Source organism: Microbacterium sp. CJ77, assembly GCF_002911615.1.
Lineage (GTDB): Bacteria > Actinomycetota > Actinomycetes > Actinomycetales > Microbacteriaceae > Microbacterium.
This window is the reverse complement of record NZ_PQBR01000023.1, coordinates 263,767-288,687: the sequence shown is the minus strand read 5'-3', so window position 1 is coordinate 288,687 and position 24,921 is coordinate 263,767. Positions and strand designations below refer to the sequence as shown.

Genomic DNA, 24,921 nt, shown 5'->3' with positions numbered 1-24,921 from the left:
CGGACCATGGTCGGAATCGACGAGGTGGCTCGGGCGGCCGGTGTTTCGACCGCGACCGTCTCGCGCGCCCTGAGCGGTCGGGGACGTGTGTCGGCGGCGACGCGGATGCGCGTGGAACAGGCGGCCGACCGCCTGGGCTACGTCGTCCAGGCGTCGGCGTCGAGCCTTGCCTCGGGCCGCACCCGCAGCATCGGGGTCCTGTTGCCGTTACTCGATCCGTGGTTCTTCAGCACCGTGCTCGGCGGCATCGCGGACGCGCTCGCGCGACACGGGTACGACATCACCCTGTATGTGCTGAGCAATGACGCGGGGGCGCGCAACGCGATGTTCGGCACGTTCCTGCGTCGACAGCGCGTGGACGCCGTGATCGCCGTGTCGATCGACCTCACCGAGGCCGAGTCCGCGGCGCTCGCGGGACTCGGCGTTCCCGTCGTCCGGATCGGCGGTGCCCACCGGCACATGACGAGCCTGGCGATCGACGACGAGGCAGTCGGCGTCCTTGCGACATCGCACCTGCTGCGGCTCGGTCACCGCGTGATCGCCCACATCGGCGCACTCCCCGAATTCGACAGCGACTTCCGCGTGCCCTCGCAGCGGCGGCGGGGATACGAGCGGGCCCTGACCTCCGCCGCGATCCTCCCTCAGGCTGAGCTGCACGCGGCATCCGACTTCACGATCGCGGGGGGCGCCGCCGCGGCGACGCGTCTGCTCGAGGCACCCGGCGAGCGCCCCACGGCGATCTTCGCCGCGAGCGATGAGATGGCCGTCGGTGCGATCCTGACCGCTCGAGAGTGGGGTCTGCGGGTGCCCGAAGACCTCTCGGTCGTCGGTGTCGACGGGCATGAGCTCGGCGCGTTCTTCCGCCTGACGAGCATCGACCAGTTCCCGCGCGAGCAGGGTGTGCGCGCCGCCGAGACCGTTCTCGAGCTGCTCGAGCCCGATCCGACGACGCATGTCCCGCCGCCGCACACGGTCCTGCCATTCGAACTCGTGGTGCGCGGGTCCACCGCACCCCCGCCGCCCGCTCCGCCCGGGCAGGACCCGCTCGCCTGGCAGTAGATGTCGGATCCGGCCACCCCGAGGCGCATGTACTGCCAGGGGAACCGGTCCGATGGCCGGTCGTTTCGGGGCGCGGCACAGGCAGGGGCCGTAGGCTCGGGCGCATGACGATCGATCTCGAGGCGCTCTACATCGACCTGCACGAGCATCCCGAACTGTCGTTCCAGGAGACCCGCACAGCGGCGATCGCGGCCGGGCATCTTCGGGATCTCGGGCTCGACGTCACGGAGGGCGTCGGCGGCACGGGGGTCGTCGGGGTTCTGCGCAACGGCGAGGGACCGACCGTGTGGCTGCGCGCCGACATGGACGGCCTGCCCGTCGAAGAGGAGACCGGACTACCGTATGCGAGCTCCGCACGCGGCGTCAGCCCGCAGGGGACGGACGTTCCCGTCATGCACGCCTGTGGCCACGACATGCATGTCGCTGCGATGATCGGCGCGATCGAGCAGCTCGTCGGCACCGCGGCCGAATGGGCGGGCACCATCGTGGTCATTCTGCAGCCCGCCGAGGAGTTCGGCGCGGGCGCGCGGGCCATGATCGCGGATGGCGTTCTGACGCGCTTCCCGCGCCCCGACATCGTGCTCGGCCAGCACGTCACACCGCTTCCCACCGGCATCGTGGGGGTCCGGCCCGGCACGCAGATGGCGGCGTCGGACGGCCTGACGATCACCCTTTACGGCCGCGGCGGGCACGGCTCGCGGCCTCACGCCACGGTCGATCCGATCGTGATGGCCGCGGCGACGATCATGCGACTCCAGGGCGTCGTCTCGCGCGAGATCGACCCCCGCGAGATGGCGGTCGTCACCGTCGGCTCGATCCACGCCGGACTCAAGCACAACATCATCGCGGCCGAGGCGCGGCTCGAACTCAGCCTGCGCTACGCGCACGACGAGTCCCGCGCGCGGGTTCTCGAAAAGGTCGAGCGCATCGTGCGGGCGGAGGCCGACGCATCCGATGCGCCTGTCCCGCCGAAGATCGAGACCGACCACACGCTCCCCCCGACGCTCAACGACCCGGATGCGACGGCCCGGCTTTCCGCCGCGTTCGACCGCGAGATCGGCGCGGGGACCGTTCTCGATCCCGGGATGTTCACCGGCAGCGAGGATGTCTCGTGGTTCGCGCGCGAGGCGGGTGTGCCCCTGGTCTTCTGGTTCTGGGGCGGCGTCGACCCGGCCACCTTCATGCGGGCCCAGGCCGAGGGCACGATCGACCGCGACATCCCGACGAATCACTCGCCGTTCTTCGCCCCGCTGCTGCAGCCGACGCTGCGGAACGGCGTGCAGACCCTCACGGTCGCCGCGCGGGAGTTCCTGCGGCCGGAGTGACGTCGCCAGGACGGGACGACCGCGGCTCGGCGCGGGCTCCCCTTCCCTCTCCTGACGCGCAACCTGGGGCGTCCGGATCACCTTGGGGCGCGGGTCCCCACGCCCCAAGGGTGCTAACGCGCCCCAAGTCGCCGTGTTTCGCCCAACGTGCGGTCAATCACGCTCCACGCCCCGCTTGCACACCGGCCCCCCGCGGGCGTAATGTCGCCGCTCGTGGCTAATGACAGTCGCGGCGAGGGCGGCGCCAGCTCTCCCGCCGTGAAGCGCTGGATTCTCGGCGAACCCCTCCATACCGAACAGCTCGACAGTCAGCTGCTCCCGAAGCCACGCGCTTTGCCGATCTTCGCGTCCGACGCGCTGTCGTCGGTGGCGTACGCGCCGCAGGAGCTCCTGATGATCCTGCTGACCGGCGGGCTCGCGTTCCTGGCGTTCAGCCCGGCGGTCGCGGCCGCCGTCGTGCTGGTGCTGGTCGTGGTCGTCATCAGCTATCGGCAGCTCATCAAGGCCTACCCGTCAGGGGGTGGCGACTACGAGGTCGCGTCGAAGAACCTCGGCGAGCCGGCCGCGGTGGTCGTGGCATCCGCTCTACTCGTGGACTACGTCCTGACGGTGGCGGTGTCGATCGCCTCGGGTGTCGACAACATCATCTCAGCGATCCCCGAGCTCAACCCGTGGCGCATCGAGTTCGCCGTGGGCTTCGTCGTGCTGATCATGGCGGTGAACCTCCGCGGCGTGCGCGAGTCGAGCAAGGCGTTCGCGATCCCGACCTACGTCTTCATCGGGTCGGTGGCCGTCATGATCGTCGTCGGGCTGGCCCGCGTCGCGCTCGGGGATCCTCCCGTCGCGTCGAGCGCCGAGTTCGCCGTGCAGGCCGAGGACCTCTCGCAGGCTGCCGTCATCCTGCTGGTGCTGCGCGCTTTCTCGAGCGGATGCTCGGCCCTGACGGGCGTCGAAGCGGTCTCGAACGGTGTGCCCGCCTTCCGTCAGCCGAAGGTGAAGAATGCCCAGGCGACGCTGACGCTCATGGGCGGCATCGCGATCCTGCTGTTCGCCGGGCTGACGGCGCTCGCCCTGTTCGCGCAGGTGCACTACGCCGAGAACCCGTGCAACCTGATCGGATTCGACTGCGAATCGAGCCCGCAGCCGAGCCTCATGGCGCAGGTCGCGAGCGCGACGTTCGGGATGGGAAGCATCCCCTTCTTCATCATCCAGGCCGCGACGGCGTGCGTGCTGCTGCTGGCCGCCAACACCGCTTTCAACGGCTTCCCCCTGCTCGGGGCGGTCCTCGCGCGCGACGGCTACGCCCCCAAGTCGCTCAACACCCGGGGCGATCGCCTGGTCTTCTCGAACGGGATGATCGCGCTCGGTCTCGCCGCGATCGCGATCCTGATCATCTACCAGGCGAGCCTGACGAGCCTGATCCAGCTCTACATCATCGGCGTCTTCGTCTCGTTCTCCCTCGGTCAGATCGGCATGATCCGGCACTGGCGCCGGGCGATCCGGAGGGGCGCTTCGGGCGCAGACCTGCACGCGGCACGGATCGGCCTGGCGATAAACGGAGCCGGTGCAGCACTGACCGTCTTCGTCCTGGTCATCGTCACGATCACGAAGTTCACCCACGGCGCATGGATCGTGTTCCTGCTGATCCCGATCCTCGCAACGCTCATGATCGGCGTGAACCGCTACTACCGCGACGTCGAGCACGAGATCGAGATCGACGACACGACCCACTTCGGGTCGAAGGGCGACGTCGCGATCGTGCTCGTCGGGCGGTTGCAGAAGCCCGTCGTCAAGGCGATCGACTACGCCCTCGCCGCCAAGCACGACAAGACGATGGCGGTGCACGTCTCGGTCGATCCCGAGTCGACCGACCGTCTGCAGGCCGAATGGCAGGAACATCGGATGCCGGTGCCCCTCGTCATCGTCGACTCGCCGTACCGCACCTTCGCGCATCCGGTGCGGGAGTTCATCCAGGAGTACCGCAAGAAGCACGGCTCGTCCGTCATCACCGTGTACCTGCCGCAGTACATCGTCGGCCATTGGTGGGAACGCTTCTTGCACAACAGGCGCGCAAGCCGCATCGCGCACGACCTGATGCTCGTGCACGGTGTCACCATCACGCTTGTGCCCTGGCTGCTGGATTCGACCGAGATCGTCTACGGTCGCCGGTCGCGACCCCTTCCCGGCGGCGACCGGTCGGGCTTGCCGCCCGAGGCCTCGAACCGAGTCCCGCGGCGTAGCCTGGAGGAGTGAAACCCCTCGCAGTGCCCCCCGACGCGTCCTCTGTCGACGTGTCGTCGCTTCGTGCCGACTTCCCGGTCCTCGGGGAGCGGGTGAACGGGGCACCGTTGGTGTATCTGGACTCCGCGGCCACGAGCCAGAAGCCGCGCGTCGTGCTCGAGGCCGAGGCATCCTTCCTCGCGCGCGGCAACGCCGCTGTTCACCGTGGTGCGCACACACTCGCCGCCGATGCCACCGAGGCGTTCGAGGATGCGCGGGCCGCTGTGGCATCGTTCGTGGGTGCCGAGCCAGACGACGTCGTGTGGACCTCAGGCGCCACTGCCGGCATCAACCTCATCGCATACTCGATCGGGAATGCAACGCTCGGACGGGGCGGCGCGGCGGCGCGACGGTTCGCTCTGGCGCCGGGCGACGAGATCGTCGTGAGCGAGTCAGAGCACCACGCCAATCTCATTCCGTGGCAGGAGCTCGCCGCCCGGACGGGCGCGGTGCTGCGACACATTCCCGTTCTGGACGATGGTCGGCTCGACCTCGATGCCGCCGCCGGAATCATCGGATCGCGCACGCGGATCGTCGCCTTCCCGCACGTGTCGAACGTGCTGGGGATCGTCAACCCGGTGCAGAGCCTCGTGTCGCTGGCGCGTTCCGTGGGCGCGCTTACGGTGCTCGACGCGTGCCAGTCCGCTCCGCACCTGGCGCTCGATCTGCCCGCCCTCGACGTGGATCTCGCCGTGTTCTCGGGCCATAAGGTATTCGGTCCGTACGGTGTCGGCGCACTCTATGGCCGGGCCGAGGTGCTCGAAGCCCTGCCGCCGTTCTTGACCGGAGGCTCGATGATCACGACCGTGACCCTCGATGCGGCCGAGTACCTGCCGCCGCCGCAGCGCTTCGAGGCGGGCACGCAGCCCGTGTCGCAGGCGATCGGCCTCGCGGCGGCGGTGCGATACCTCGGCGACGTCGGGCACGACGCGATCGCGGCACGCGAGGCATCGCTCGAGAGGCGCCTGCGCGAGGGGCTGCACGAAGTCGCGGGCGTGCGGATGCTCGGCGATGCCGACGGGGTCGACCGGGTCGCCCTCGCCGCATTCGACGTCGAGGGGGTGCACGCCCACGACGTGGGACAGTTCCTCGATGCGCGCGGCGTCGCCGTCCGCGTCGGCCACCACTGCGCCCAGCCGCTGCACCGCCGGTTCGGCCTCACGGCGACGGTCCGTGCGAGCGCCGCGTTCTACAACACGGAGGACGAGATCGACACGTTCCTGGATGCCCTCTCGGGCGTTCGCGCGTTCTTCGGGGTATCGGCATGAGCGGGCTCGAGTCGCTGTACCAAGAGCTGATCCTCGATCACTCGAAGCATCCGCACGGCACCCCGCTCGCGCCCGAAGAAGGGGCGAACGCCTCGTCATACCAGCGCAATCCGATCTGCGGCGATGAGCTGACGTTGCGCGTACGGCTCGACGACGCGGGCGTGATCCGCGACGCGACGTGGGAGGGCGCGGGTTGCTCGATCTCGCAGTCCTCGGCGTCGATGCTGTCGGATCTGGTCGCCGGGATGCCTCGGGCCGATGCATCCGCCCTCGTCGACGGATTCCGCGAGGCCATGCGCTCGCGCGGGCAGCTCGAGTTGGACATCGAGGTCTACGGGGATGCCGCCGCGCTGTCGGGTGTCTCCAAGTACACCGCGCGCGTCAAATGCGCGATGCTCGCGTGGGTCGCGCTCGAGGACGCGCTCGCCCGGGCGTAGCGTCGCCTCCTCACCAGCAAAAGGGCAGGCACAGCTGTCCACCGATGCCGCGAACCGTGCGAGTCGGATCGAGACCGGCCGCCAGGCTGGGCGCATGCCCACAGGACCCGCTGACACCCCGCCGATGCGCGACGACACCGCTCTCGAACACTGGCTGTTCGAACTGCTGATCGGCGCCACCCATCCCCAGCTCTGGCTGTTCTTCCTGGACGAGGACGACCGTCCGACCGGGCCGGTCATGCCGTGCGATGAGCTGCCGGATCACCCCGACGAGATCGTGACCACCGACGACCTGGGCACCCTGCCCGTCGTCGAACTCTTCGCGCACCGCTTTGCGAACCTCATGCGCGAGTTCGACTTCGCGCAGGTCGTCGTGGTGTGGGAGCGTTGCGGCGGCGACCAGATCACGGCCCTCGACCGGGCGTGGGCGCGGCTCGGCGATCACCTCGTCGGGCAGGGCGTGCGCGTTCGCGCGCGCTTCTTGCTGCACGAAGACGGCATGCGGATCTTCACTCCGGATGACCTGCCCGCCGCGGCGTGAGTTTCGGGATGAACAAGCGGATGCTGCGATCTCGAGTGGTACCGTATTTTGTACCACTCGAGAGGATCACCATGGCCGCGATCTCTGCATCTGAAGCACGCAAGACGCTCTTCGGCCTGATCCAGCAGGTCAACGAAGATCACACGGCCGTCGAGGTCGTCTCGCGGCACGGCAACGCGGTCATCCTGTCTAAGGCCGACTACGACGCGATGACCGAGACCGCCTACCTGCTCCGCCACCCCGCCAATGCCGAACGCCTCTTGTCGGCGCTCGAGCGCGCCCGCCGCAGCGACATCGAGCAGCACGATCTCGCCGACGCGTGACCCGCACTCTCGCTTTCGATCGACACGGGTGGGAGGACTACATCTCGTGGCGATACGAAGATCGCAAGACCCTCCGTCGCATCAACGCCTTGATCACGGACGTTCTGCGTGACCCCTTCGCCGGTATCGGCAAGCCCGAGCCGCTCAAGCACATCCTGTCGGGGGCGTGGTCGAGACGGATCGACGACGTCAACCGCCTGGTCTGCCTGGTGACGGATGAGCATGTGATCGTGCTGCAGGCGCGCTACCACTACTGATCGCGGGCTAGCCCGCGATCACCTTCTCGAGGCGGGCGTAGCTCGTCTCCATCCCGTCGGTCATGCCCGTCGCGAGGACCATGTCGCGGGTGTCCTTGTCGGGGTATTCGATCAGCACGGTGATCAGCGTGGCGCCGTCCTCTTCGCGCAGCGACAGGTCATTGAGGGTCGACGGGAAGTCGGTGTCGGTCATGTGCTCGGTCGTGACCGAGCGGCGGGGCGCCTCCATCACGAGCGTCTCGCCGTCGAAGCCGAACGGCTCACCCTCGGTGCCCTCTTCGGGCGCCCACGCGTAGCGGTAGCGGCCGCCGACGCGGGGGTCGACCTCGCAGACCGTCATCCGCCAGCCGTCCGGACCGAGCAGCCACTGCTTCATGAGGTCCGGTTCGTGGTGCGCGCGCCAGACCAGGTCGCGCGGCCCTTCGATCAGGCGCGTGATCCGAACGTGCACATCGTCGAGAAGCTCGGTCTGCGTGCCCTTGCCCTGCGCGTAGGCGCGGAGCCCCTCGAGCACCCGGTCGAGCTGACTCATTGCGAGCGTCGAACCCTCGACCATGCCCATTGCCGTCATCTGCTCGAGCGCCTCGACAGATGGGAAGTAGGTCGTGCTCACCAGGCGAGAACCCGACGACGTCTCATGGAGCTCGAACGTCATACGCATCGAGGGCATCTCGGCATTGACCCGCCCCTCGTCATCAACGAAGCTGTCGAGCACTTCCAGCCGCCGCGGCGGCTCGATCGCCACGAACTCCCACTGGCCGCCCGCGGAATCGCCCCGCGGACCGGTCATCCGGTACTGCGCCCGCCCACCGATGCTCAGATCGAACCCGGTGAACGTCGCCGGCCATCCCGGAGGACCCCAGAAGAGCTCGAGCTGACGCGGATCCGTGAACGCCACCCAGAGGCGATCGACGGGCGCGGCGAAGTCGGCGACGAGTGTCATCGTCAGCGCTTCGGGGTCGGTGGTGACGTCGGTGACGGGCATGTCACTCTCCTTCTGTGGGTGGGTGAACGATCGAATCGGTTTGGGGTGGTGCGGCGAGCAAGCGGTCGAGGCGGTCGATCCGCGCGCGCCAGAGTTCCTCGTAGCGCGCGAGCAGGGCGCGGGCCCGGGCGATCATGGTCGGATCCGCCCGCACGAGCCGCTCGCGACCCTCGGCGCGCTTGATGACCAGGCCCGCCGCCTCGAGAACGCCGATGTGCTTCTGCACGGCAGCGAACGACATGTCGTAGTCCTGGGCGAGCGCCGAGATCGACTGCTCGCGCTCGATGGTTCGACGCAGGATGTCTCGGCGCGTCGCCGTGGCGAGCGCCTGAAACACGCGGTCGATCTCGTCATCGCTCAGCTCGCTCGCTTCGCCCTGCGTTCGTTGTGCAACCATTTGGTTGTACGTTAGCGCCGCCGCGCCCTTCCGTCAACCCCGGCCGGGCCGGCCGGCTCACCCGCTCGCCTGGCAGAAGCTGCTACTTGCGATCCCGAACAAGCAAAACGAGTGCCAGGGGAGCCGAACCGAGGGGCCGGATGACCGGGCTCCGGCCCGCCCCGTGGCGTCCTGCTCCCACGACTAGACTGGGCGGGTCCGGCATCCCGCGATTTTTGGAGCTCAGCCGCGTGACGACAGCCACCCAGAACGCCACCCCGAGTGCCGGAGCGACGCCCGTCGTCGACACCGTCGAGAACGCCGCGGCAACGCCGGAGCGCATCCAACCGTTCGAGGCGCTCGGCCTCAAGCCCGACGAGTACGACCGCATCCGCGAGCTGCTCGGGCGTCGCCCCACCAGCTCCGAGCTGGCGATGTACTCGGTGATGTGGTCGGAGCACTGCTCGTACAAGTCGAGCAAGATCTACCTGCGCGAGTTCGGTCGCCAGATGACCGACAAGATGCGCGAGAAGCTCATGGTCGGTATGGGGCAGAACGCCGGCGTGGTGGACGTGGGCGACGGATGGGCCGTGACCTTCAAGGTCGAATCCCACAACCACCCGAGCTACATCGAGCCCTTCCAGGGTGCGGCCACGGGTGTCGGTGGCATCGTCCGCGACATCATCTCGATGGGCGCGCGCCCCGTCGCCGTCATGGACCAGCTGCGCTTCGGGGCGATCGACCACCCCGACACGGCCCGCGTCGTGCACGGCGTCGTCAGCGGCATCTCGTTCTACGGCAACTGCCTCGGCCTGCCCAATATCGGCGGTGAGACGGTCTTCGACTCGGTCTACCAGGGCAACCCGCTGGTCAACGCGCTCGCTGTCGGCGTCATGCGCCACGAAGACATCAAGCTCGCGAACGCGAGCGGCACGGGCAACAAGGTCGTGCTGTTCGGCGCCCGCACGGGCGGCGACGGCATCGGCGGAGCATCCATCCTCGCCTCCGACACGTTCGCCGACGGCGGCCCGACCAAGCGCCCCGCCGTTCAGGTCGGCGACCCGTTCGCCGAGAAGGTGCTGATCGAGTGCTGCCTCGAGCTCTACCGTGGCGAGCTGGTCGAGGCGATTCAAGACCTCGGCGCCGCGGGCATCTCGTGTGCGACGAGCGAGCTCGCGGCCAACGGCAGATCGGGCATGAAGGTCGACCTCGAAGAGGTCCTACTGCGCGACCCCCGCCTGACGCCCGAAGAGATCCTCATGTCGGAGTCGCAGGAGCGCATGATGGCAATCGTCGCTCCCGAGAAGCTCGACGCGTTCCTCGCGGTGACCGCGAAGTGGGATGTCGAGACCAGCGTGCTGGGCGAGGTCACCGGAGACGGGCGCCTCGTCATCCACTGGCACGGTCACGAGATCGTCAACGTCGACCCCGCCACGGTCGCGGTCGACGGCCCGGTCTACGAGCGCCCCGTCGCCTACCCGGCGTGGATCGACGCGCTGCAGGAGGACTCGGCGAGCGCCCTACCCCGGGCGACCGACCCCGAGACGCTCCGCGCACAGTTCACGCAGCTGCTCTCGAGCCCGAACCTGGCCGACAAGTCGTGGCTGACGAACCAGTACGACTACTACGTCATGGGCAACACAGCCCTGGCCTTCCCCGACGACGCCGGCATGATCCGCGTCGACGAGGAATCCGGCCTGGGCTTTGCGATCGCGACCGACTGCGACAGCCGCTTCTGCCAGCTCGACCCCTACGAGGGCGCGCGTCATGCCGTCGCCGAGGCCTACCGCAACGTCGCCGTCGCAGGCGCGGTGCCGACCGCGGTGACCGACTGCCTGAACTTCGGCAGCCCCGAGAACCCCGAGGTCATGTGGCAGTTCCAGCGCTCGGTACAGGGAATCGCCGACGCGTGCCGTGAACTCGAGATCCCCGTCACGGGCGGGAACGTCAGCTTCTACAACCAGACCGGCGATCAGCCGATCTATCCGACTCCGGTCGTCGGCGTGCTGGGCATCATCGACGACGTTGCGCGCCGCGTGCCGAGCGGCTGGCAGGATCCCGGCGAGAACATCTACCTGCTCGGGGTCACCGCGACCGAGCTGAGCGGCTCCGAGTGGGCGGGGGTCGTGCACGACCACCTCGGCGGACGTCCTCCCCGCGTCGACCTCGGAAACGAGAAGGCCCTGGCAGAGTTGCTGCGCGCCGCGTCCCAGCAGGCCCTCATCTCGAGCGCCCACGACCTGTCGGGCGGTGGCCTGGCCCAGGCACTCGCCGAGAGCGTGATCCGCTTCGGCGTCGGTGCGCGCGTCTGGCTGCGCGAGATCATGGAGCGCGACGGCGTGGATGCTGCGGCCGCCCTGTTCTCGGAGTCGACCGGCCGCGTCCTGGTGAGCGTCCCGCGCGAGGACGACGTGAAGTTCCAGGGGCTCTGCGAGGGGCGCGGCTACCCGGTTCTGCGGATCGGCGTCACGGACGTCGCCCCCGCGGGTGGTGCCGAGCTCGAGATCCAGGATGTCTTCACGATGCGTCTCGACGAGTTGAACCGGCTCTGGCGCGGCACCTTGCCCGACGCGTTCGGCGCGACGATCGGCGAGTTCGAAGCCCCGACCACTCCCCCGATGGCCTAGGAGCGACATGTCCAACGACGAGCTGGAGAACTACGGCGCCACGCGACAGAAGCGTGTGCGGATCGTCGCGTGGGTCGTGATCATCGCGTTGCTCGTCACCGGCGGTGGCGCGACGGTCCTGGCGCTCATCTTCGGCTGAGGCTCCTGCCGCACGTCCAGCGCGCGCGGTTAGCATGGCGTCATGGACCCTCTCTTCGCGTTCGCCGCGGAGTTCTGGTGGCTGGGGCCCACCGTGATCGCGGGCGGTGCGGCCTCGTACGCCGGCATCCGCTACGGCCGCCGCCAGCGCGCACGGGCGCTGGAGTACGCGGGCGCCCGCCACGAGTTGGCCGTCGCGCGAACGCGCCTGTTCACCGCGCGAGCCCAGGCGAAGACCGCCCAGGCGGCATTGCTCATCGCCAAGAGCGCGCGCCAGAGCGGGCGCGGGTCGATCGGCGAGATCGAGGCCGCCCGCCACGCCGTGGGCGAGGCGCAGCGGGAGCTGCGGTCGGCGCAGACCGGGCTGCGTGGCCGCCGCGTGCAGGTCAAGGCCGCCAAGGCGTTGATGCGCAGGATGCCTCGGGGTGACGAGCACCTGCCGCTCTCGCGGCTCGTGGCCGAACACGATGCGGTGCTGTCGAACTGGATGGCCTACGAGACCGACCCCGCCAAGGCGATCGCCTTTCCGACGATGAGCGATGCCCGGGTGCCGGCGACCGCGGCGCTCTTGACCGCGATGGACACCGCCCGCTGGCTGCGGCCCCGCCCGGGCAAACCGACCCTCACCCCCGAGGAGTTCGCTCGCTACCGCACGGCGGTGACCGAGCTCGAGGCCGCGTTCCACACGGCGGAGGCGGCGGCATGGCGCGCGGCGGGAGCATCCGGTCGGCCCCCCGGTGCCGCATCCGATCGCTCCTTCGGAGACGGCGCCGGCGTTCCGCCGCAGCTGCGCGGCGCCTGGGACGACCTGGTCGAGAATGCGCGAGCCGCCGCGATGACCGCCGCAGCCGCGGCGACCGAGTCTGCACGCGATGCGATCCTGCGCGCCGCCAAGCGCGGGTCCCGTCCCGACGGCGCCGATCCGCGACGGGACGCCACCGCCCCGCGACCGGGCGCCACCACCCCTCCCCGCGCTGCGTCGACCCCGCCCCCGCCCGCGCCGACCGATGGCGCGGCGGCCGAGCCCGGCGACAAGTCCACCGGCGACAGGCGCGGTCCGATCTGGCCCATCCCGCGTCGTTCGTCGAACTGAGGCCCGCTGCGCCCCGCCCCGCGCGTAGCATGACGGGGTGGAGGCTTGGCAGTTCTTCGGCGCCTACTGGTGGCTGATATTCCCCCTGATGGGTGTGGCAGGGGGCGTCGGTCGCGCGTGGCAGAAGTCGCTCGAGCGGCGCCACGTCCGGCGACTCGAGGTGCTTCGGGCCAAGAGCGAGCTGCGTGCCGCGCAGGTCGCCGCTCGCGCGCAGCCTGCCGCGACGGATGCCCCGGACTCGCGCGAGAGCGACAGCCCGGCGACTCGGCTGCAGCGCCTGTTCGACGCGCACGACGCCGTCACGTCACGCTGGCTCGAGTACGAACTCGACGTGGCCAAGCTGATCGCGTTCCCCGCGATGAGCGACGGTCGTCAGCCACTCACCGCCGCGTTCCTGCGCGCCAAGCGCAAGGCGGATGGACTGCGGCCGGCATCGCCCAAGACGCGGACCGGCAAGGAAGAACTCGCCGAGTACCGCGATGCCGTGCACGAGTACGAGGCCGCTTTCGACATCGCCGAGCGTGACGCACGCCGGCTGCGCGACCACTCGTTCACCGAGGTGGAGCGCAAGCGGCTCGACACCGCCAAGCAGCTTCTCTCCGTGGCGGTCGATCTCGCGGCGACTCCGGCCGAGCGCCAGCTCGCCTATCGTCGCGTGCGCGAGGAGTTGGATGGCCTGATCTCGGTCTCGGACGAGGCCATCGAGGTGCTCGAGAATCGCGTGGCCCTCGAACTCACGACGGGCGAGTTGACCCCGCCTGCGGTGCCCGCCTCGGCTGCATCGGAGTCCGCGGCGACGAATGGGACGGATGCCTCCGGCGCTGCACCCTCTCGGGCACCTCGACCTGCCGAAGCCATGCCGTCCGTGGAAGCCGAGTCATCCGCTGCTGCGACGGGCTCCTGGCCCGTGCCCTCACGCGGCACGACTCCGGCGCCCGGTCGCGTGACCCGGCCCCGACCGCACGCATGACGTCGACGGACGGTCTCGGGGAGGCGCTGGTCGACGGCGTGCTCCGACTGCTGACCGACCTCGACCCCTACTTCCTCGACCCGGGCGGGCCGGAGGGCGTACCCGCGGGCGAGTACGACATCGAAGCGCGTCCCCTCGCGAAGCTCCTCTCACAGAACGGCTTCATCACGCCCGAACAGGTCGACGCGGCGTGGCTCGAGTACTTCGACGAGCCGGTCAGCGATGTGGTGGGCGAGGATCGCGCGCGCGAACTCGTGGCAGGTCTCAACGGCCTGATCCACCGCACAAGGGGATAGACCCCGCCGACCTCACCGGGCCGCGTCGACGGGCTCGGCTTCGTCGGCAGCAACGTCGTGCATCGCGTCGATCTGCTCGAGGCTCATGCCGTTGGTTTCGACACGATTGAGCCAGGTGATCAGCGCGCCGAGCAGTGACGTGCCCGCCAAGAGCAACACGATCACCGTGGTTCCCCAAGAGGCGAGCAGAATCGGAAAAAGGAAGGCTGTCGAGACCGCGCCGATCTTCGCTACCGACGCGGCAAATCCAGCGCCCGTGCCGCGCAGCGCGGTCGGAAACACCTCTCCGGCGATCAGGTACGTCATCGAGTTCGGGCCGAGGTTCGTCATCAGGTTGAAGAGCATGAACCCGACGAAGACGAGGACGACCTGTGCGGTGCCGGTCATCGCCGTCGAGATCCCGGCGATGATCAGCCCGGTCGCACAACCGACGAAGCCGAGGACCTGCAGCCGAATGCGGCCGAATCTGTTGACCAGCACGATCGCCAGAACGATGCCGATGAGCAGGAACGCATCGATCAGCACGGCACCCTCTGCCCCGTTCAGATCGCTATGCACGATTCCGGCGACGGTATGGTCGTTGACGGCGGCCAGACCGACGGTCGCGGCGATGATCGTCGGGGTGAAGATTCTGATTCCGTAGGTTCCGAGGTCCTGCAAGAACCACGGAACGCTGGCGAGGATCGTCGAGCGGCGCCACGGTGGCCGGAACAGCGCGCGAAATCCGGACGACCGCACTCTCGCCGCCCCCGGGGTCTGGTCTCGGGCGAGCCGGACGATGCTCGGGTATTGCGGCTGTCGCCCCAGCAGACGCTTGAGTTCGGCCTCTGCTTCGGAAACTCGACCCGTCCCGAGCAGCCAATGCGGGCTCTGGACGGTGAACAGTCGACCCACCGCGACGAGAACGGAGGGGAGGATGACTACCCCGAACATCCATCGCCAGTCCGAGAGTTCCACCCGGTTGGCGAGCACGATCACACCGACGACGGTGCCCGCCAGAGCACCGACGGCCTGGAATCCGAACGCCGTCAGGACTCCTCGCCCGCGGATGCTGGTGGGCATCGTCTCGGAGATCATGATGTGCGCCGTGGGGTAGTCGCATCCGAGCGCCAGCCCCACACCGACCAGGCAGATCACGAGAATCGGGAAGCTGGGGCTGATCGTGACGCCGATCAGGAACAGGGTCAACAAGATCATCTCGCCGAGGAACACTTGCCGGCGTCCCCATCGATCCGACAAGCTTCCGAGGGCCGTCGCGCCCACCATGATGCCCAGCAACGGCGCTGCCGTGGCGAGCCCCGTCTCGGCGGGCGTCAGAGCGAACTCCGCGTTGATCAAGGGCAGGGCGACCCCGACCATGAAGATGATCATTCCCTCGAAGAACTTGCCGGCCGAAGCGAGCAGCCAGATGGTCTTCTGCATCGAGGTCATCGCACCGATCGCGGCGGGCGTGCCGTCACGCCAGGCGGGAAGCTCGTCGATGTACTGCTGCACCGTCGCGGGGGCCACCGCCGACTCGACCGCTGCGGGCTCGATTGCGGACATCTGCGCCTCCATACGGGTGCATGCCGAGCCGCGCGGCTCCGCGGCTCGATCTTGAGGCCACATCATGAACTCGCGTCGACTCGCAGGCGAACGGAGATCAACGGGGCCGGTGGTCGCGCTAGCGTGGGGCGCACATCCCACCCTCAGCCACGGCAGGAGCTCTCCCCATGCTCGTCACCACCATGAACGACGTCCCCGGCGCCACGATCACGTCGGTGATCGGCGAGGTCAGTGGGCTGACCGTGCGCGCCCGTAACATCGGCGCCCAGATCGGCGCGGGATTCAAGGCGCTCGGTGGCGGCGAGCTCAAGGGGCTCACGCTCCAGCTCGAGCAGACGCGCGCCGAAGCCGTGCAGCGGTTGATCGAAGCGGCGCAGGCGCAGGGCGCGAACGCCGTGGTCGCCATGCGGTACGACTCGAACGAGCTCGACCAGAACTTCCAAGAGGTCGTCGCCTACGGCACCGCCGTCGTCATCTCGGGCTGATCCGCCCGGGCATCCCCCGGTTCACCGGGAGATGATGGACGTATGCCCGCAGCTCACCGTCCCGGCCTCCGGGTGAGCGCGGCGCTCACAATTCCTGAGTCCGAGCTGTCGTGGCGGTTCTCGCGCTCGTCCGGCCCCGGGGGTCAAGGGGTCAATACGGCCGACTCCCGCGTCGAGCTGGTGTGGGATGCTGCCAACTCCGGCGTGCTCTCGTCGCTCCAGCGCGAGCGGCTCCTCGATCGCCTGAGCGGTCGTCTCGTCGATGGAGTGCTGACGATCGCAGCATCCGAGCACCGCGCACAGCTTCGCAACCGGGACGCGGCGCGCGAGCGGCTCGCCGCCCTGGTGGCGGACGCTCTCCGCCCTCCCGGACCGGCGCGACGCCCGACGAAGCCGACCCGCGGGGCCAAGGAGCGACGTCTCACCGCCAAGAAGCAACGCACCGACGTCAAACGCCTCCGTCGCCCGCCCACCGACTGACGGTCACCCGCGCACACCCCCGCCGCATGTCCCACTTTCTCGCCATCGTGTCCCACTTCCCACCGCAATAACGGGCTCAATCCGAGGCGAAGTGGGACATCCTCTGCATGACGAAAGCGGGCCCCGACCGAAGCCGGGACCCGCTCAACGGACGCAGACCAGATCAGTCGGTGATGACCGTCTCGAATGCATCGGGGTTCGCCTCGAGCCAGGCCTCGACGGCCTCGGCCTCGCGGCCCTCGCCGTACTCGTTCACGACCATGTCTTCGAGCGATCCGTAGGCGGCGTCATCCAGCTGGATACCGGCGATCAGCTCTGCGGCGTCGGCGCAGCGGTCCGAGAAGCCAGTGGTGCCGAGAAAGTGAAGCGCCTCGGGGTCGCCCATGGCGCCCTTCGGGTCTTCGAGGTCCTTGAGGTCGTACGCCTCATTCGCCCAGAACGGCCGCCACGACGTGACGACGATGTCTTCCTGCGCGTCGATCGCGTTGCTCAGCTCGGTGAGCATGGCCGCGGTCGACGACGTGATCAGCTCGTACTCGCCGTCGAGACCGTACTCGGGCATCATCGAGTCCTGGGTCTGCGCGGTCAGGCCGGCACCGGGCTCGATTCCGACGATGCGTCCACCGAAGCGGGCGGCGTTGCCGGCCAGGTCTTCGATCGAGTCGATGTCGACATAGCTCGGCACGGCGATCGTGAGGCTCGCGCCCTCGTAGTACGCGCCGAGGTCTTCGATGTCGTCGCCGTACTCGTCCATGTACTGCGCGTGCGTCAGCTCGGGCCAGGCCGAGGGGTACACGTCGACGTCACCCTGAGCGAGACCGGCGTAGAGGGGTCCGGCTTCGGTCAGGGTCTGCATCTCGACGTCGTAGCCGAGCTTGCCCAGCTGGTTCTCGAGCAGGTACGCCGTGCTCAGGCCATCGGTCCAGGCGGGGAGGTAGCCGAGGGTGATGGTGCTGCACTCTGCCATCGTGGGGTCGCCGCCGGCTTCGCCCTCGTTGGTGGTGCTGCATCCGGCGAGCGCGAGGCTCGCGACGGCGCCGATGGCGAGGATGCCTGTGATGTTTCGCTTGTTCATGCGTTTCCTTCCGTTTCGTATGGTTCGTTCGTTCCGTATGGGCAGGTGGGAGTTGAAGCTCAGGTGAGGATCGGGGCGCGGCGCGGTGAAGCGACGTCCCGCTCAGCCTCCGTAGCGGGGTGCGTGGGCGCGGCGGGACCGCCGCCCGAACCGCCGTTGCCGCGGCGGCGCGCCAGCACGCCGAGGAGCGAGGAGCGGTACTGGGCGGGGCTGCCCAGGGCCGCGGTCACGCGGTCGAGGAACACCGCGATGATCACGACGCCGAGGCCCGCCTCGACGCCGAGCGCGAGATTGACGGTCGAGACCGACTGCACCACGATCTTGCCGAGGCCGTCCGCGCCGACGATGCCCGCGAGCACCGCCATCGACAGCGCCAGCATGATGACCTGGTTGACGCCAGCCATGATGGTGGGCATCGCCAGTGGCAGTTGGATGCCGCGCAGGATCTGACCGGGCTTCGCGCCGAATGCGTGCCCCGCTTCCACGGTCTCGGAATCGACACCGCGGATGCCGAGCTCGGTCAGACGAACCCCGGGCGGAAGCGCGAAGATCACGGTGGCGACCAGGCCCGGCACGACGCCGATGCTGAAGAACGTGATCGCGGGGATCAGGTACACGAACGCCGGCATCGTCTGCATGAAGTCGAGCACGGGTTTGAGGACCGCTCGCACCGTGTCGTTGCTCGCCGACCAGATGCCGAGAGGGATCGCGATCACAAGCGCCACGAGCGTCGCGACCAGCACGAGCGAGAGCGTCTGCATCGCGGGAGTCCACAGGTTCATGGCCACGATGAGCGTGAACGACAACGCCGTGCCGAGCCCCATCTGCCATGAGCGGAACAGCCAGCCGAGCAGGGCGAACAGGACGATCGCGAGGGGGACGGGCACCGCGAGCAGCCCATCCGTGAGTCCGTCGACCAGGAAGCGGACGACGAGGGCGATCAGATCGAAGAAGCCCTCGAAGTTGTCGCGGATCCAGTCGACGACTCCCTCGACCCACTCACCGACCGGGATGCGGAAACCACCCATCAGCGCACCCCCTCTGCCTCGGCGGCGCCGACCCGGCTCGCTGCGAGCACCTGGTCGATCACGGTCGTGGGCACGGGCTGGGGGGGAATCGTGATCTCTTCCGTCGCGGTGGGTCCGGGTGTCAACGCGGCGAGCAGCGTCACGCGGGGGATGACCCCGACGAGGCGACCCTCGGCATCCGTCACCGCGAGCGGCAGACGCGACTCGACGGCGGGCACGAACAGGTTCATCAGGACCTCGTCGTCGCGGACGCTCTGCGGCACGGGACCGAGAGCCGAGGCGAGGGTCGTCGCGCCCTTCTGCACCAGCCGGAGCGCGTCGTGATCGCTCACGATGCCGAGCAGGCGACGTTCGCGGTCGACCACGTACACGGCAGACATATACGCGTCCCGCATCTGGCGGAGGGCCGTACGCGGGCCCGCGCCCTCGCTGACGACGGGACGCGGCAGCTCCATGACATTGGCGGCGGTGAGCACCCGCGTCCGGTCGACATCCTGCACGAACTGCTCGACGTAGTCGTTCGCGGGATCGGTCAGGATGTCTTCGGGCGTGCCGATCTGCACGATGCGCCCGTCGCGCATGACGGCGATGCGATCACCAAGCAGCATGGCCTCGTTGAGGTCGTGGGTGATGAAGACGATCGTCTTCTTGAGCTTCTGCTGCAGGGTCAGCAACTGCTCCTGCATCTCACGCCGGATAAGGGGGTCGAGCGCGCTGAACGCCTCGTCCATCAGCAGCACATCGGTGTCTGCGGCGAGGGCGCGGGCGATGCCGACCCGCTGCTGCATGCCGCCGGACAGTTCGGACGGGAGCTTGTCGCCCCAGCCGGTGAGTCCGACCATCGCGAGGATCTCTTCGGCCTTCGCGAGGCGCTCGGACTTGCCGACGCCCCGCAGCTCGAGCGGGTAGGCGACGTTCGCCGCGACCGTGCGGTGCGGCAACAGGGCGAAGTGCTGGAACACCATCGACATCCGATCACGGCGGATGTCGCGGAGCTTGCCCGCGGGGATGTCGGTGACCGGCTGACCCTGCACGGTGATCGTGCCCGCTGTCGCGTCGTGCAAGCCGTTGAGCATGCGGATGATCGTCGACTTGCCCGACCCCGAGAGGCCCATGATCACGAAGATCTCGCCCCGCTCTACCGTGAAGCTCGCGTCGATCACGGCGGCGGTGCCGGCGTCCTCGACCTGTGTGCGGCTCTCGCCGGCGGCTAGACGCTTGACGGCCTGCTTGGGGTTGCGGCCGAAGACTTTGTAGAGGCCCTGGGCCTCGATGGCATGCGCGGTTGACACGGTGTTGCTACCTCGGCGTCCCAGCGCTCACGGGATCGCATCGGTCACGCCCGGGTGGGCGATCCTCGGCCTGCACGCACCCGTGTGGGGCACCCGCGACACCGGCGGCTGACATCGGGTCTACCGCCCAGATCGCCGACCGTACGCTTCGTTGACACACCCATCGGGCTGGGGTCTAACGAGCGCGGACTGGTCGTGAAGGCCACGTGGCCTCTGGTTCCAGACCATCAGACATGGGCAAATGGGGCAAATCCGCGTGGCCGCGAAACGATCGATTTCGGCCATCGCTTGACAGATTCGAGGTTGCATGGTTACTTACTCATGTAACTAACCAACCCACTGGCCGGAGGAACGTGTGATCGAAGAAGGCCGGGCCCTGTTCCTGCAGATCGCCGAGAGCATCGAGGACCAGATCGTCGACGGCAGTCTTGCCGAAGAATCCCAGGCCCCGTCCACAAACGAACTCGCGGCCTTCTACCGGATCAATCCCGCGACCGCGGCGAAAGGAGTTTCGATGCTCGTCGACCAGGGCGTGCTCTACAAGCGACGCGGCATCGGCATGTTCGTCGCCGCCGGTGCCCGTGATCGGGTACTCGCCGCCCGGCGCGGAGCGTTCTCGGATCGTTACCTCGAACCCCTCCTGGCAGAGGCCCAGCGCCTCGGTCTCGGCCCCGACGATCTCGTCGCGCTCATCCGCGAGCGCGCCGACGACACCATCCCCGCCCCCTCCGAAAGGACCGCGCAATGACTTCCCGCGCCATGAACCCCGTGATCGAGGTGCAGAACCTGACCAAGCGGTACCGCGACACCCTCGCGGTCGACGACGTGTCCTTCACGATCGAGAAGGACGTGATCTACGGGTTGCTCGGCCGCAACGGGGCCGGCAAGACCACCGTCATGTCGATGCTCACCGCGCAGAACTTCGCCACGAGCGGGCAGATCAGCGTGTTCGGCGAGCACCCCTACGAGAACGCCCGGGTGCTGCGGCGCATGTGCTTCGTGCGCGAGAGCCAGAAGTACCCCGACGATGCTCTCCCCAAGCACGCGTTCGGCGCGGCGCGGCTCTTCTTCCCGAACTGGGACCAGGGGTTCGCCGAGCGGCTGATCGACGAGCTGCAGCTGCCGCAGAAGAAGACGATCAAGAAGCTCTCGCGCGGTCAGCTCTCGGCCGTCGGCGTCATCATCGGCCTGGCCTCGCGCGCCGAGATCACGTTCTTCGACGAGCCCTACCTCGGGCTCGACGCGGTCGCGCGGCAGATCTTCTACGACCGCCTGATCGAGGACTACACCGAGCATCCGCGCACCGTCATCCTGTCGTCGCACCTGATCGACGAGGTCTCGAACCTGCTCGAGCGCGTCCTCGTCATCGACCGCGGTCGGATCGTCATGGACGAGGAGACGGATGCCGTGCGCGACCGTGCGGCGAACATCGTCGGCGACTCGGCGGCCGTCGACGCATTCGTCGCGGGTCGCGAGGTCATCCATCGCGAAAGCCTCGGCCGGGTCAGCTCGGTGACCGTGCTCGGCGCCCTGACCGCAGCAGACCGGCAGCGCCTCGCAGAGACCGGCCTGGATGCCGCGCCCGTGTCGTTGCAGCAACTGATCGTCCGAACCACCCAGCACGCGGCCGAGTCGGCCGCCGCCCCGATCGACGAGGGAGCACTGCGATGAGCCGCACACTGAACGTCGTCCGCATGCAGCTGATCAACCGCAACACCTACATCTGGATCCCGCTGCTCGTGCTCGCCGGAGCATTCGTGCTCTCGCTCGCCGTCTACGCGCTCATCCCGGGGGACGGACCGAAGATCGGCGGCGGGGCCCAGGCACCGCTGTGGTACTTCCTCGTCGTCGGCGTGCAGTCCCTCACGCTCACCTTCCCGTTCTCGCAGGCGATGAGCGTGACCCGGCGCGAGTTCTTCCTCGGCACGTACCTGACCGCGGCGATCACCTCGGCCATCCTCTCGATCGTCTTCGTGATCGGGGGCCTGATCGAGAGGGCGACGGATGGCTGGGGCATGAACGGCTGGATGTTCTACGGCGAGGAGATCTGGCAGGGCGGGCCGCTGGCGGCGTTCGCGTTCTACTTCCTGCTCGCGATGACGTTCTTCTCGATCGGCTTCTGGTCGGCCACGATCTACAAGCGGCTCGGCGCCTTCTGGCTGACCGCGACGCTGATCGCGATCGGCGCCGTCCTCATCGGCGTGACGTGGCTGATCGGGCGCACCGACTCGTGGGGCGCGATCTTCGGCTGGTTCGCGGCGCAGAACTCGCTGAGCCTCGCCCTGTGGTCGATCCTCGTCATCGCGGTGCTCGCGGGCACCTCCTTCATCCCTCTGCGGCGCGCGGTTCCCTGACGCAGCGGGCGATCGGTTCGTCTCGACCCGAACGTCTCAGCGCAGCGGGACCGGAACGTCCCGCCCGCCTTCGTGAGTCAGGCGCTCGCCCATCTGCACCAGCGTCGGCGCGGTGACGAAACCTCCCGCGAAGAGAGCCTGGCCCTGCGCGAATCCGGGGGATCGCTCGAGGAGTGACTGCGGCGCATAACCGAAAACCGCGGCCAGATCGTCCAAATCGCGAGGCGAGCTCATCCGCATGAGGGCCAGGTTGTCGCATTGCGACAGCGCGTTCGGATGCACCTTCGTCGGCCGCTGCGTGGAGAGGAGCAACCAGATTCCGTACTTTCGCCCCTCGGCGGCGATCTGGACGATCCGCTCCGTGAGCAGGCGCTCCACGGGACTCGCCGGGTCCGGGGGACACAGGTTGTGGGCCTCGTCGATGACGACGAGGCGCCCGATCCGCTCCTCGCGCCGCTCCCAGAGATGATCGAGCACGGCGAGCGCGGCCGCGCGAGACTCGGCCTGCGTCGGGAAACCACCGAGGTCCAACACCGAGGCATCCGGTCGCTCATCGATGTCATCGGTCACGGCTCGCTTGCCCCAGGCCCACAGGTCCCAGTCGGCAACCCCGAGGTTCTCCAGCCGCGTTGCCAGTCGCTGCCGAATCGGGCCCTCCCCGGATCGCAGGTGCGCGACCAAGTCACCGCCCTCGACGAGCGGCATCTCGGGCTCGAACCGCAGCATGGCGTTGTACTCGTCGAAGTCCACCATCGGGTCGATCTGCATCAGAGCGGCACGCGAGCGCAGCGGCATGCCCAGAAAGCGGGCGTGCAGCGGACGATCCGCGTCGCCCGGGCGGAAGACGCGGATGTCGCGGGCCGACAGCTCCCGTGCGTCGTCCGTGCTCGCCCCCTCACGCACGTCGCCGAGGCGGACGAAGTCGGAGTTCGGGTCGAGGATCACCAGGGGCAGGCGTGTGTGCAGCAGCACCTGTTCGAGCAGGACCCCGAGGGCGTAGGTCTTGCCCGAGCCGCTCTGCCCGCACCAGAAAGTGTGCCGGTTCAGACGCGTCGCGAGCACGGTGGCCGCGGCCGGCTCGGCCGTACCGATCAGGGTGCCGATGGGCAGATTGCTGGACATGAGACGAATGCTAGACCTGTCCGAGGCTCGACTAACGCCCGTTCGCCGCCTGCTCGTGGTGATGGATGACCTCCGCCACGACGAAGTTGAACCACTTCTCGGCGAAGGCGGGGTCGAGATCGGCGTCGAGCGCGAGGCGCCGCAAACGGGCGACCTGTTCGATCTCGCGCGTCGGATCCGAGGCCGGCATCTCGTGCGTGGCCTTCAGCACGCCCACCTGCTTCGTGCAGCGGAAGCGCTCGGCCAACATGTAGACGAGTGCGGCGTCGATGTTGTCGATGCTGGCGCGGAGGCGCAGCAGCTCATTTCGCGGGTCGCTTTCGTGGGTCACGGGGCCCTCCTCTTCCACGAGGTTACCGGGATGCCCGGGGTTGTCGCTGGCCGATTCCCGCGCGGCCGCGAGGCCTCGCTACGACGCCTCGGCGCACTATGGTGTGACCATGAGCGACGCCACGACCGATCCCGCGCCCCCGGCATCCGACAAGCCCTCGTCGGGGATCCGATCGTTCTGGGCCAAGATCGACCAGCCCTTCACCGTGGGCTTCACCCTCACGCTCGGCGGCCTTGCCGCCCTGCTGCTGGGACTGGCGATCAGCAACCTCGCGACCGTCATCATCTACATCGTGCTCGCCCTGTTCGCCGCCCTCGGCCTCGAACCCGTCGTCAACTGGCTGGTGGCTCGCCATGTCAAGCGTGGCTGGGCGATCGCGATCGTTTTCCTGGGTGTGGCGCTTCTGCTCGTAGGGGTTCTCTGGCTCGTGATCCCGACCGTCGTCCAGCAGATCACGCAGTTCGTGCAGGACATCCCCAGCCTGATCAGCGCGGCGGAGAAGTCGGACTGGTTCGCCTATCTGCAGGGCATGTTCGGCACGGCGCTGCCCGATCTGCTCAACAATCTCGAGACCTTCATCAGCAACCCCGCCAACATCGCCGCGATCGGTGGCGGAGCGCTACAGATCGGCGTCAGCATCGTGGAGGGCATCTCGGGCGCCTTCATCACGCTCGTTCTGACCCTGTACTTCATCGCGTCGATGCCCGCGATCAAGCAGGCGTTCTACCGTCTTGCGCCGGCACGCAATCGTCCGGGGCTGCGCGACATGACCGAGCAGATCACGGGATCGATCGGCGGCTACCTGATCGGCATGGTCGTGCTCGCGACGGCCAACGCGATCTTCGCATTCATCCTGCACGTCATTCTCGGGCTGCCGTTCCCGGCCCTGATGTCGGTCATCGCGTTCCTGATCACGCTCATCCCGCTGATCGGACCGGTGCTGTATTGGGTCATCGCGAGCGTCATCGCGCTGTTCTCCGACCCCCTGACCGCGCTCCTGTTCGCCGGGTTCTACCTGGCGTACATCCAGGTCGAGGCGTACGTCCTCACGCCCCGGGTCATGAACCGCACGATCGAGATTCCTGGCGCACTCGTGGTCATCGGGGCACTCGTCGGCGGCACCCTGCTCGGCCTGATCGGCGCGCTCGTCGCGATCCCGGTGTCGGCGTCGATCCTGTTGATCATCAAGCAGGTCTGGGTGCCCCGACAGGACGCCAAGGTCTGACCCGCGGGC

The 24,921-nt window shown here is 68.4% G+C and carries 27 protein-coding genes; 19 read left to right on the top strand and 8 right to left on the bottom strand.

The features are described from left to right. Nucleotides 1–6: 6 nt before the first annotated feature. From C2868_RS13255 to C2868_RS13220, 8 genes are all read left to right on the top strand, one after another. Entirely contained in the window at nucleotides 7–1,059 is a 1,053-nt protein-coding gene (locus C2868_RS13255) for a LacI family DNA-binding transcriptional regulator (protein ID WP_100812612.1), read from the top strand. Nucleotides 1,060–1,163: 104 nt separating this feature from the next. Beyond that, nucleotides 1,164–2,384: an amidohydrolase gene (locus C2868_RS13250; protein WP_100812611.1), complete on the top strand. Its 1,221-nt coding sequence runs from the start codon at nucleotides 1,164–1,166 to the stop codon at nucleotides 2,382–2,384. Between the two features lie 201 nt (nucleotides 2,385–2,585). Further along, nucleotides 2,586–4,637 (top strand): APC family permease, encoded by a 2,052-nt coding sequence (locus C2868_RS13245; RefSeq protein ID WP_103663489.1) that lies wholly within the window; start codon nucleotides 2,586–2,588, stop codon nucleotides 4,635–4,637. Next, a complete protein-coding gene (locus C2868_RS13240) occupies nucleotides 4,634–5,932 on the top strand; it encodes a SufS family cysteine desulfurase (protein WP_232711371.1) in 1,299 nt (432 codons plus the stop codon). The genes C2868_RS13245 and C2868_RS13240 overlap by 4 nt, the downstream gene beginning before the upstream one ends. Then, the gene (sufU, locus tag C2868_RS13235; protein WP_100812609.1) at nucleotides 5,929–6,369 is read left to right on the top strand and encodes a Fe-S cluster assembly sulfur transfer protein SufU; all 441 of its coding nucleotides are present in this window, start codon (nucleotides 5,929–5,931) and stop codon (nucleotides 6,367–6,369) included. Before C2868_RS13240 ends, sufU begins: the two co-directional genes overlap by 4 nt. A 94-nt stretch (nucleotides 6,370–6,463) precedes the next feature. Beyond that, a complete protein-coding gene (locus C2868_RS13230; RefSeq protein WP_146048070.1) occupies nucleotides 6,464–6,910 on the top strand; it encodes a hypothetical protein in 447 nt (148 codons plus the stop codon). A gap of 71 nt (nucleotides 6,911–6,981) precedes the next feature. Beyond that, on the top strand, nucleotides 6,982–7,233 hold the full coding sequence (locus tag C2868_RS13225; protein WP_100812607.1) for a type II toxin-antitoxin system Phd/YefM family antitoxin: 252 nt from the start codon (nucleotides 6,982–6,984) through the stop codon (nucleotides 7,231–7,233). Continuing rightward, nucleotides 7,230–7,490 carry a Txe/YoeB family addiction module toxin gene (locus C2868_RS13220; protein ID WP_100812606.1) on the top strand — a complete coding sequence of 87 codons (261 nt, stop codon included), beginning with the start codon at nucleotides 7,230–7,232 and terminating at the stop codon, nucleotides 7,488–7,490. Before C2868_RS13225 ends, C2868_RS13220 begins: the two co-directional genes overlap by 4 nt. A 7-nt stretch (nucleotides 7,491–7,497) precedes the next feature. On the opposite strand, the gene C2868_RS13215 is transcribed toward C2868_RS13220, so the two are convergent. Continuing rightward, nucleotides 7,498–8,475: an SRPBCC family protein gene (locus C2868_RS13215; protein ID WP_100812605.1), complete on the bottom strand. Its 978-nt coding sequence runs from the start codon at nucleotides 8,473–8,475 to the stop codon at nucleotides 7,498–7,500. A 1-nt stretch (nucleotide 8,476) separates the two neighbouring features. Then, nucleotides 8,477–8,872: a winged helix-turn-helix domain-containing protein gene (locus tag C2868_RS13210; protein ID WP_100812604.1), complete on the bottom strand. Its 396-nt coding sequence runs from the start codon at nucleotides 8,870–8,872 to the stop codon at nucleotides 8,477–8,479. A 140-nt stretch (nucleotides 8,873–9,012) separates the two neighbouring features. On the opposite strand from C2868_RS13210, the gene purL reads away from it, so the two are divergent. Genes purL through C2868_RS13190 form a run of 5 tightly spaced genes read left to right on the top strand, consistent with a single transcriptional unit; the run spans nucleotide 9,013 to nucleotide 13,975 of the window. After that, nucleotides 9,013–11,478 (top strand): phosphoribosylformylglycinamidine synthase subunit PurL, encoded by a 2,466-nt coding sequence (gene purL, locus C2868_RS13205; protein WP_100812603.1) that lies wholly within the window; start codon nucleotides 9,013–9,015, stop codon nucleotides 11,476–11,478. Nucleotides 11,479–11,485: 7 nt separating this feature from the next. Next, nucleotides 11,486–11,617 (top strand): hypothetical protein, encoded by a 132-nt coding sequence (locus C2868_RS17750; RefSeq protein WP_258034450.1) that lies wholly within the window; start codon nucleotides 11,486–11,488, stop codon nucleotides 11,615–11,617. A gap of 42 nt (nucleotides 11,618–11,659) precedes the next feature. Then, complete coding sequence (locus C2868_RS13200) at nucleotides 11,660–12,709, top strand: hypothetical protein (protein WP_100812602.1); 1,050 nt, start codon at nucleotides 11,660–11,662, stop codon at nucleotides 12,707–12,709. 37 nt (nucleotides 12,710–12,746) lie between these two features. Then, a complete protein-coding gene (locus tag C2868_RS13195) occupies nucleotides 12,747–13,679 on the top strand; it encodes a hypothetical protein (RefSeq protein WP_308455398.1) in 933 nt (310 codons plus the stop codon). Further along, complete coding sequence (locus tag C2868_RS13190) at nucleotides 13,676–13,975, top strand: hypothetical protein (protein ID WP_100812601.1); 300 nt, start codon at nucleotides 13,676–13,678, stop codon at nucleotides 13,973–13,975. Before C2868_RS13195 ends, C2868_RS13190 begins: the two co-directional genes overlap by 4 nt. A 12-nt stretch (nucleotides 13,976–13,987) precedes the next feature. Here the strand turns inward: C2868_RS13190 and C2868_RS13185 are convergent, their stop codons facing one another. After that, nucleotides 13,988–15,520, bottom strand: coding sequence for an MFS transporter (locus tag C2868_RS13185; RefSeq protein WP_103663527.1), 1,533 nt, complete (start codon nucleotides 15,518–15,520; stop codon nucleotides 13,988–13,990). Nucleotides 15,521–15,687: 167 nt separating this feature from the next. Here C2868_RS13185 and C2868_RS13180 point away from each other — a divergent pair, with 167 nt between their 5' ends. Both C2868_RS13180 and arfB read left to right on the top strand, forming a co-directional pair. Continuing rightward, the gene (locus C2868_RS13180) at nucleotides 15,688–16,005 is read left to right on the top strand and encodes a YbjQ family protein (RefSeq protein ID WP_100812600.1); all 318 of its coding nucleotides are present in this window, start codon (nucleotides 15,688–15,690) and stop codon (nucleotides 16,003–16,005) included. A 42-nt stretch (nucleotides 16,006–16,047) separates the two neighbouring features. Continuing rightward, on the top strand, nucleotides 16,048–16,485 hold the full coding sequence (gene arfB / locus C2868_RS13175; RefSeq protein ID WP_100812599.1) for an alternative ribosome rescue aminoacyl-tRNA hydrolase ArfB: 438 nt from the start codon (nucleotides 16,048–16,050) through the stop codon (nucleotides 16,483–16,485). Between the two features lie 163 nt (nucleotides 16,486–16,648). Here the strand turns inward: arfB and C2868_RS13170 are convergent, their stop codons facing one another. Genes C2868_RS13170 through C2868_RS13160 form a run of 3 tightly spaced genes read right to left on the bottom strand, consistent with a single transcriptional unit; the run spans nucleotide 16,649 to nucleotide 19,880 of the window. Next, nucleotides 16,649–17,560 (bottom strand): glycine betaine ABC transporter substrate-binding protein, encoded by a 912-nt coding sequence (locus C2868_RS13170; RefSeq protein WP_100812598.1) that lies wholly within the window; start codon nucleotides 17,558–17,560, stop codon nucleotides 16,649–16,651. Between the two features lie 59 nt (nucleotides 17,561–17,619). Beyond that, nucleotides 17,620–18,588, bottom strand: coding sequence for a proline/glycine betaine ABC transporter permease (locus tag C2868_RS13165; RefSeq protein ID WP_100812597.1), 969 nt, complete (start codon nucleotides 18,586–18,588; stop codon nucleotides 17,620–17,622). Then, on the bottom strand, nucleotides 18,588–19,880 hold the full coding sequence (locus C2868_RS13160) for a glycine betaine/L-proline ABC transporter ATP-binding protein (protein WP_103663488.1): 1,293 nt from the start codon (nucleotides 19,878–19,880) through the stop codon (nucleotides 18,588–18,590). Before C2868_RS13160 ends, C2868_RS13165 begins: the two co-directional genes overlap by 1 nt. Nucleotides 19,881–20,235: 355 nt before the next feature. Between C2868_RS13160 and C2868_RS13155 the strand changes: the two genes are divergently transcribed. From C2868_RS13155 to C2868_RS13145, 3 genes are read left to right on the top strand one after another with little or no spacing between them, the layout of a single operon-like run. Beyond that, nucleotides 20,236–20,628, top strand: coding sequence for a GntR family transcriptional regulator (locus tag C2868_RS13155; protein ID WP_100812595.1), 393 nt, complete (start codon nucleotides 20,236–20,238; stop codon nucleotides 20,626–20,628). 11 nt (nucleotides 20,629–20,639) lie between these two features. Further along, entirely contained in the window at nucleotides 20,640–21,551 is a 912-nt protein-coding gene (locus C2868_RS13150) for an ABC transporter ATP-binding protein (protein ID WP_103663487.1), read from the top strand. Further along, nucleotides 21,548–22,234: a hypothetical protein gene (locus C2868_RS13145; RefSeq protein WP_100812593.1), complete on the top strand. Its 687-nt coding sequence runs from the start codon at nucleotides 21,548–21,550 to the stop codon at nucleotides 22,232–22,234. The genes C2868_RS13150 and C2868_RS13145 overlap by 4 nt, the downstream gene beginning before the upstream one ends. A gap of 36 nt (nucleotides 22,235–22,270) precedes the next feature. Here the strand turns inward: C2868_RS13145 and C2868_RS13140 are convergent, their stop codons facing one another. Beyond that, nucleotides 22,271–23,356 carry an ATP-binding protein gene (locus C2868_RS13140; protein ID WP_100812592.1) on the bottom strand — a complete coding sequence of 362 codons (1,086 nt, stop codon included), beginning with the start codon at nucleotides 23,354–23,356 and terminating at the stop codon, nucleotides 22,271–22,273. Nucleotides 23,357–23,387: 31 nt separating this feature from the next. Next, complete coding sequence (locus C2868_RS13135; protein WP_036296758.1) at nucleotides 23,388–23,687, bottom strand: chorismate mutase; 300 nt, start codon at nucleotides 23,685–23,687, stop codon at nucleotides 23,388–23,390. A gap of 109 nt (nucleotides 23,688–23,796) precedes the next feature. On the opposite strand from C2868_RS13135, the gene C2868_RS13130 reads away from it, so the two are divergent. Then, nucleotides 23,797–24,912 carry an AI-2E family transporter gene (locus C2868_RS13130; protein ID WP_103663486.1) on the top strand — a complete coding sequence of 372 codons (1,116 nt, stop codon included), beginning with the start codon at nucleotides 23,797–23,799 and terminating at the stop codon, nucleotides 24,910–24,912. Nucleotides 24,913–24,921 lie beyond the last annotated feature (9 nt).

What these genes read in the sequence shown, in the direction of transcription:
- C2868_RS13130 (WP_103663486.1), top strand. Translation starts at nt 23,797, where the DNA reads ATGAGCGACGCCACGACCGATCCCGCGCCCCCGGCATCCGACAAGCCC.
- C2868_RS13255 (WP_100812612.1), top strand. Translation starts at nt 7, where the DNA reads ATGGTCGGAATCGACGAGGTGGCTCGGGCGGCCGGTGTTTCGACCGCG.
- C2868_RS13215 (WP_100812605.1), bottom strand. Translation starts at nt 8,475, where the DNA reads ATGCCCGTCACCGACGTCACCACCGACCCCGAAGCGCTGACGATGACA.
- C2868_RS17750 (WP_258034450.1), top strand. Translation starts at nt 11,486, where the DNA reads ATGTCCAACGACGAGCTGGAGAACTACGGCGCCACGCGACAGAAGCGT.
- C2868_RS13150 (WP_103663487.1), top strand. Translation starts at nt 20,640, where the DNA reads ATGAACCCCGTGATCGAGGTGCAGAACCTGACCAAGCGGTACCGCGAC.
- C2868_RS13145 (WP_100812593.1), top strand. Translation starts at nt 21,548, where the DNA reads ATGAGCCGCACACTGAACGTCGTCCGCATGCAGCTGATCAACCGCAAC.
- C2868_RS13245 (WP_103663489.1), top strand. Translation starts at nt 2,586, where the DNA reads ATGTCGCCGCTCGTGGCTAATGACAGTCGCGGCGAGGGCGGCGCCAGC.
- C2868_RS13140 (WP_100812592.1), bottom strand. Translation starts at nt 23,356, where the DNA reads ATGTCCAGCAATCTGCCCATCGGCACCCTGATCGGTACGGCCGAGCCG.
- C2868_RS13180 (WP_100812600.1), top strand. Translation starts at nt 15,688, where the DNA reads ATGCTCGTCACCACCATGAACGACGTCCCCGGCGCCACGATCACGTCG.
- C2868_RS13230 (WP_146048070.1), top strand. Translation starts at nt 6,464, where the DNA reads ATGCCCACAGGACCCGCTGACACCCCGCCGATGCGCGACGACACCGCT.
- C2868_RS13170 (WP_100812598.1), bottom strand. Translation starts at nt 17,560, where the DNA reads ATGAACAAGCGAAACATCACAGGCATCCTCGCCATCGGCGCCGTCGCG.
- C2868_RS13250 (WP_100812611.1), top strand. Translation starts at nt 1,164, where the DNA reads ATGACGATCGATCTCGAGGCGCTCTACATCGACCTGCACGAGCATCCC.
- C2868_RS13200 (WP_100812602.1), top strand. Translation starts at nt 11,660, where the DNA reads ATGGACCCTCTCTTCGCGTTCGCCGCGGAGTTCTGGTGGCTGGGGCCC.
- arfB (WP_100812599.1), top strand. Translation starts at nt 16,048, where the DNA reads ATGCCCGCAGCTCACCGTCCCGGCCTCCGGGTGAGCGCGGCGCTCACA.
- C2868_RS13165 (WP_100812597.1), bottom strand. Translation starts at nt 18,588, where the DNA reads ATGGGTGGTTTCCGCATCCCGGTCGGTGAGTGGGTCGAGGGAGTCGTC.
- C2868_RS13190 (WP_100812601.1), top strand. Translation starts at nt 13,676, where the DNA reads ATGACGTCGACGGACGGTCTCGGGGAGGCGCTGGTCGACGGCGTGCTC.
- purL (WP_100812603.1), top strand. Translation starts at nt 9,013, where the DNA reads ATGACCGGGCTCCGGCCCGCCCCGTGGCGTCCTGCTCCCACGACTAGA.
- C2868_RS13210 (WP_100812604.1), bottom strand. Translation starts at nt 8,872, where the DNA reads ATGGTTGCACAACGAACGCAGGGCGAAGCGAGCGAGCTGAGCGATGAC.
- C2868_RS13185 (WP_103663527.1), bottom strand. Translation starts at nt 15,520, where the DNA reads ATGTCCGCAATCGAGCCCGCAGCGGTCGAGTCGGCGGTGGCCCCCGCG.
- C2868_RS13225 (WP_100812607.1), top strand. Translation starts at nt 6,982, where the DNA reads ATGGCCGCGATCTCTGCATCTGAAGCACGCAAGACGCTCTTCGGCCTG.
- sufU (WP_100812609.1), top strand. Translation starts at nt 5,929, where the DNA reads ATGAGCGGGCTCGAGTCGCTGTACCAAGAGCTGATCCTCGATCACTCG.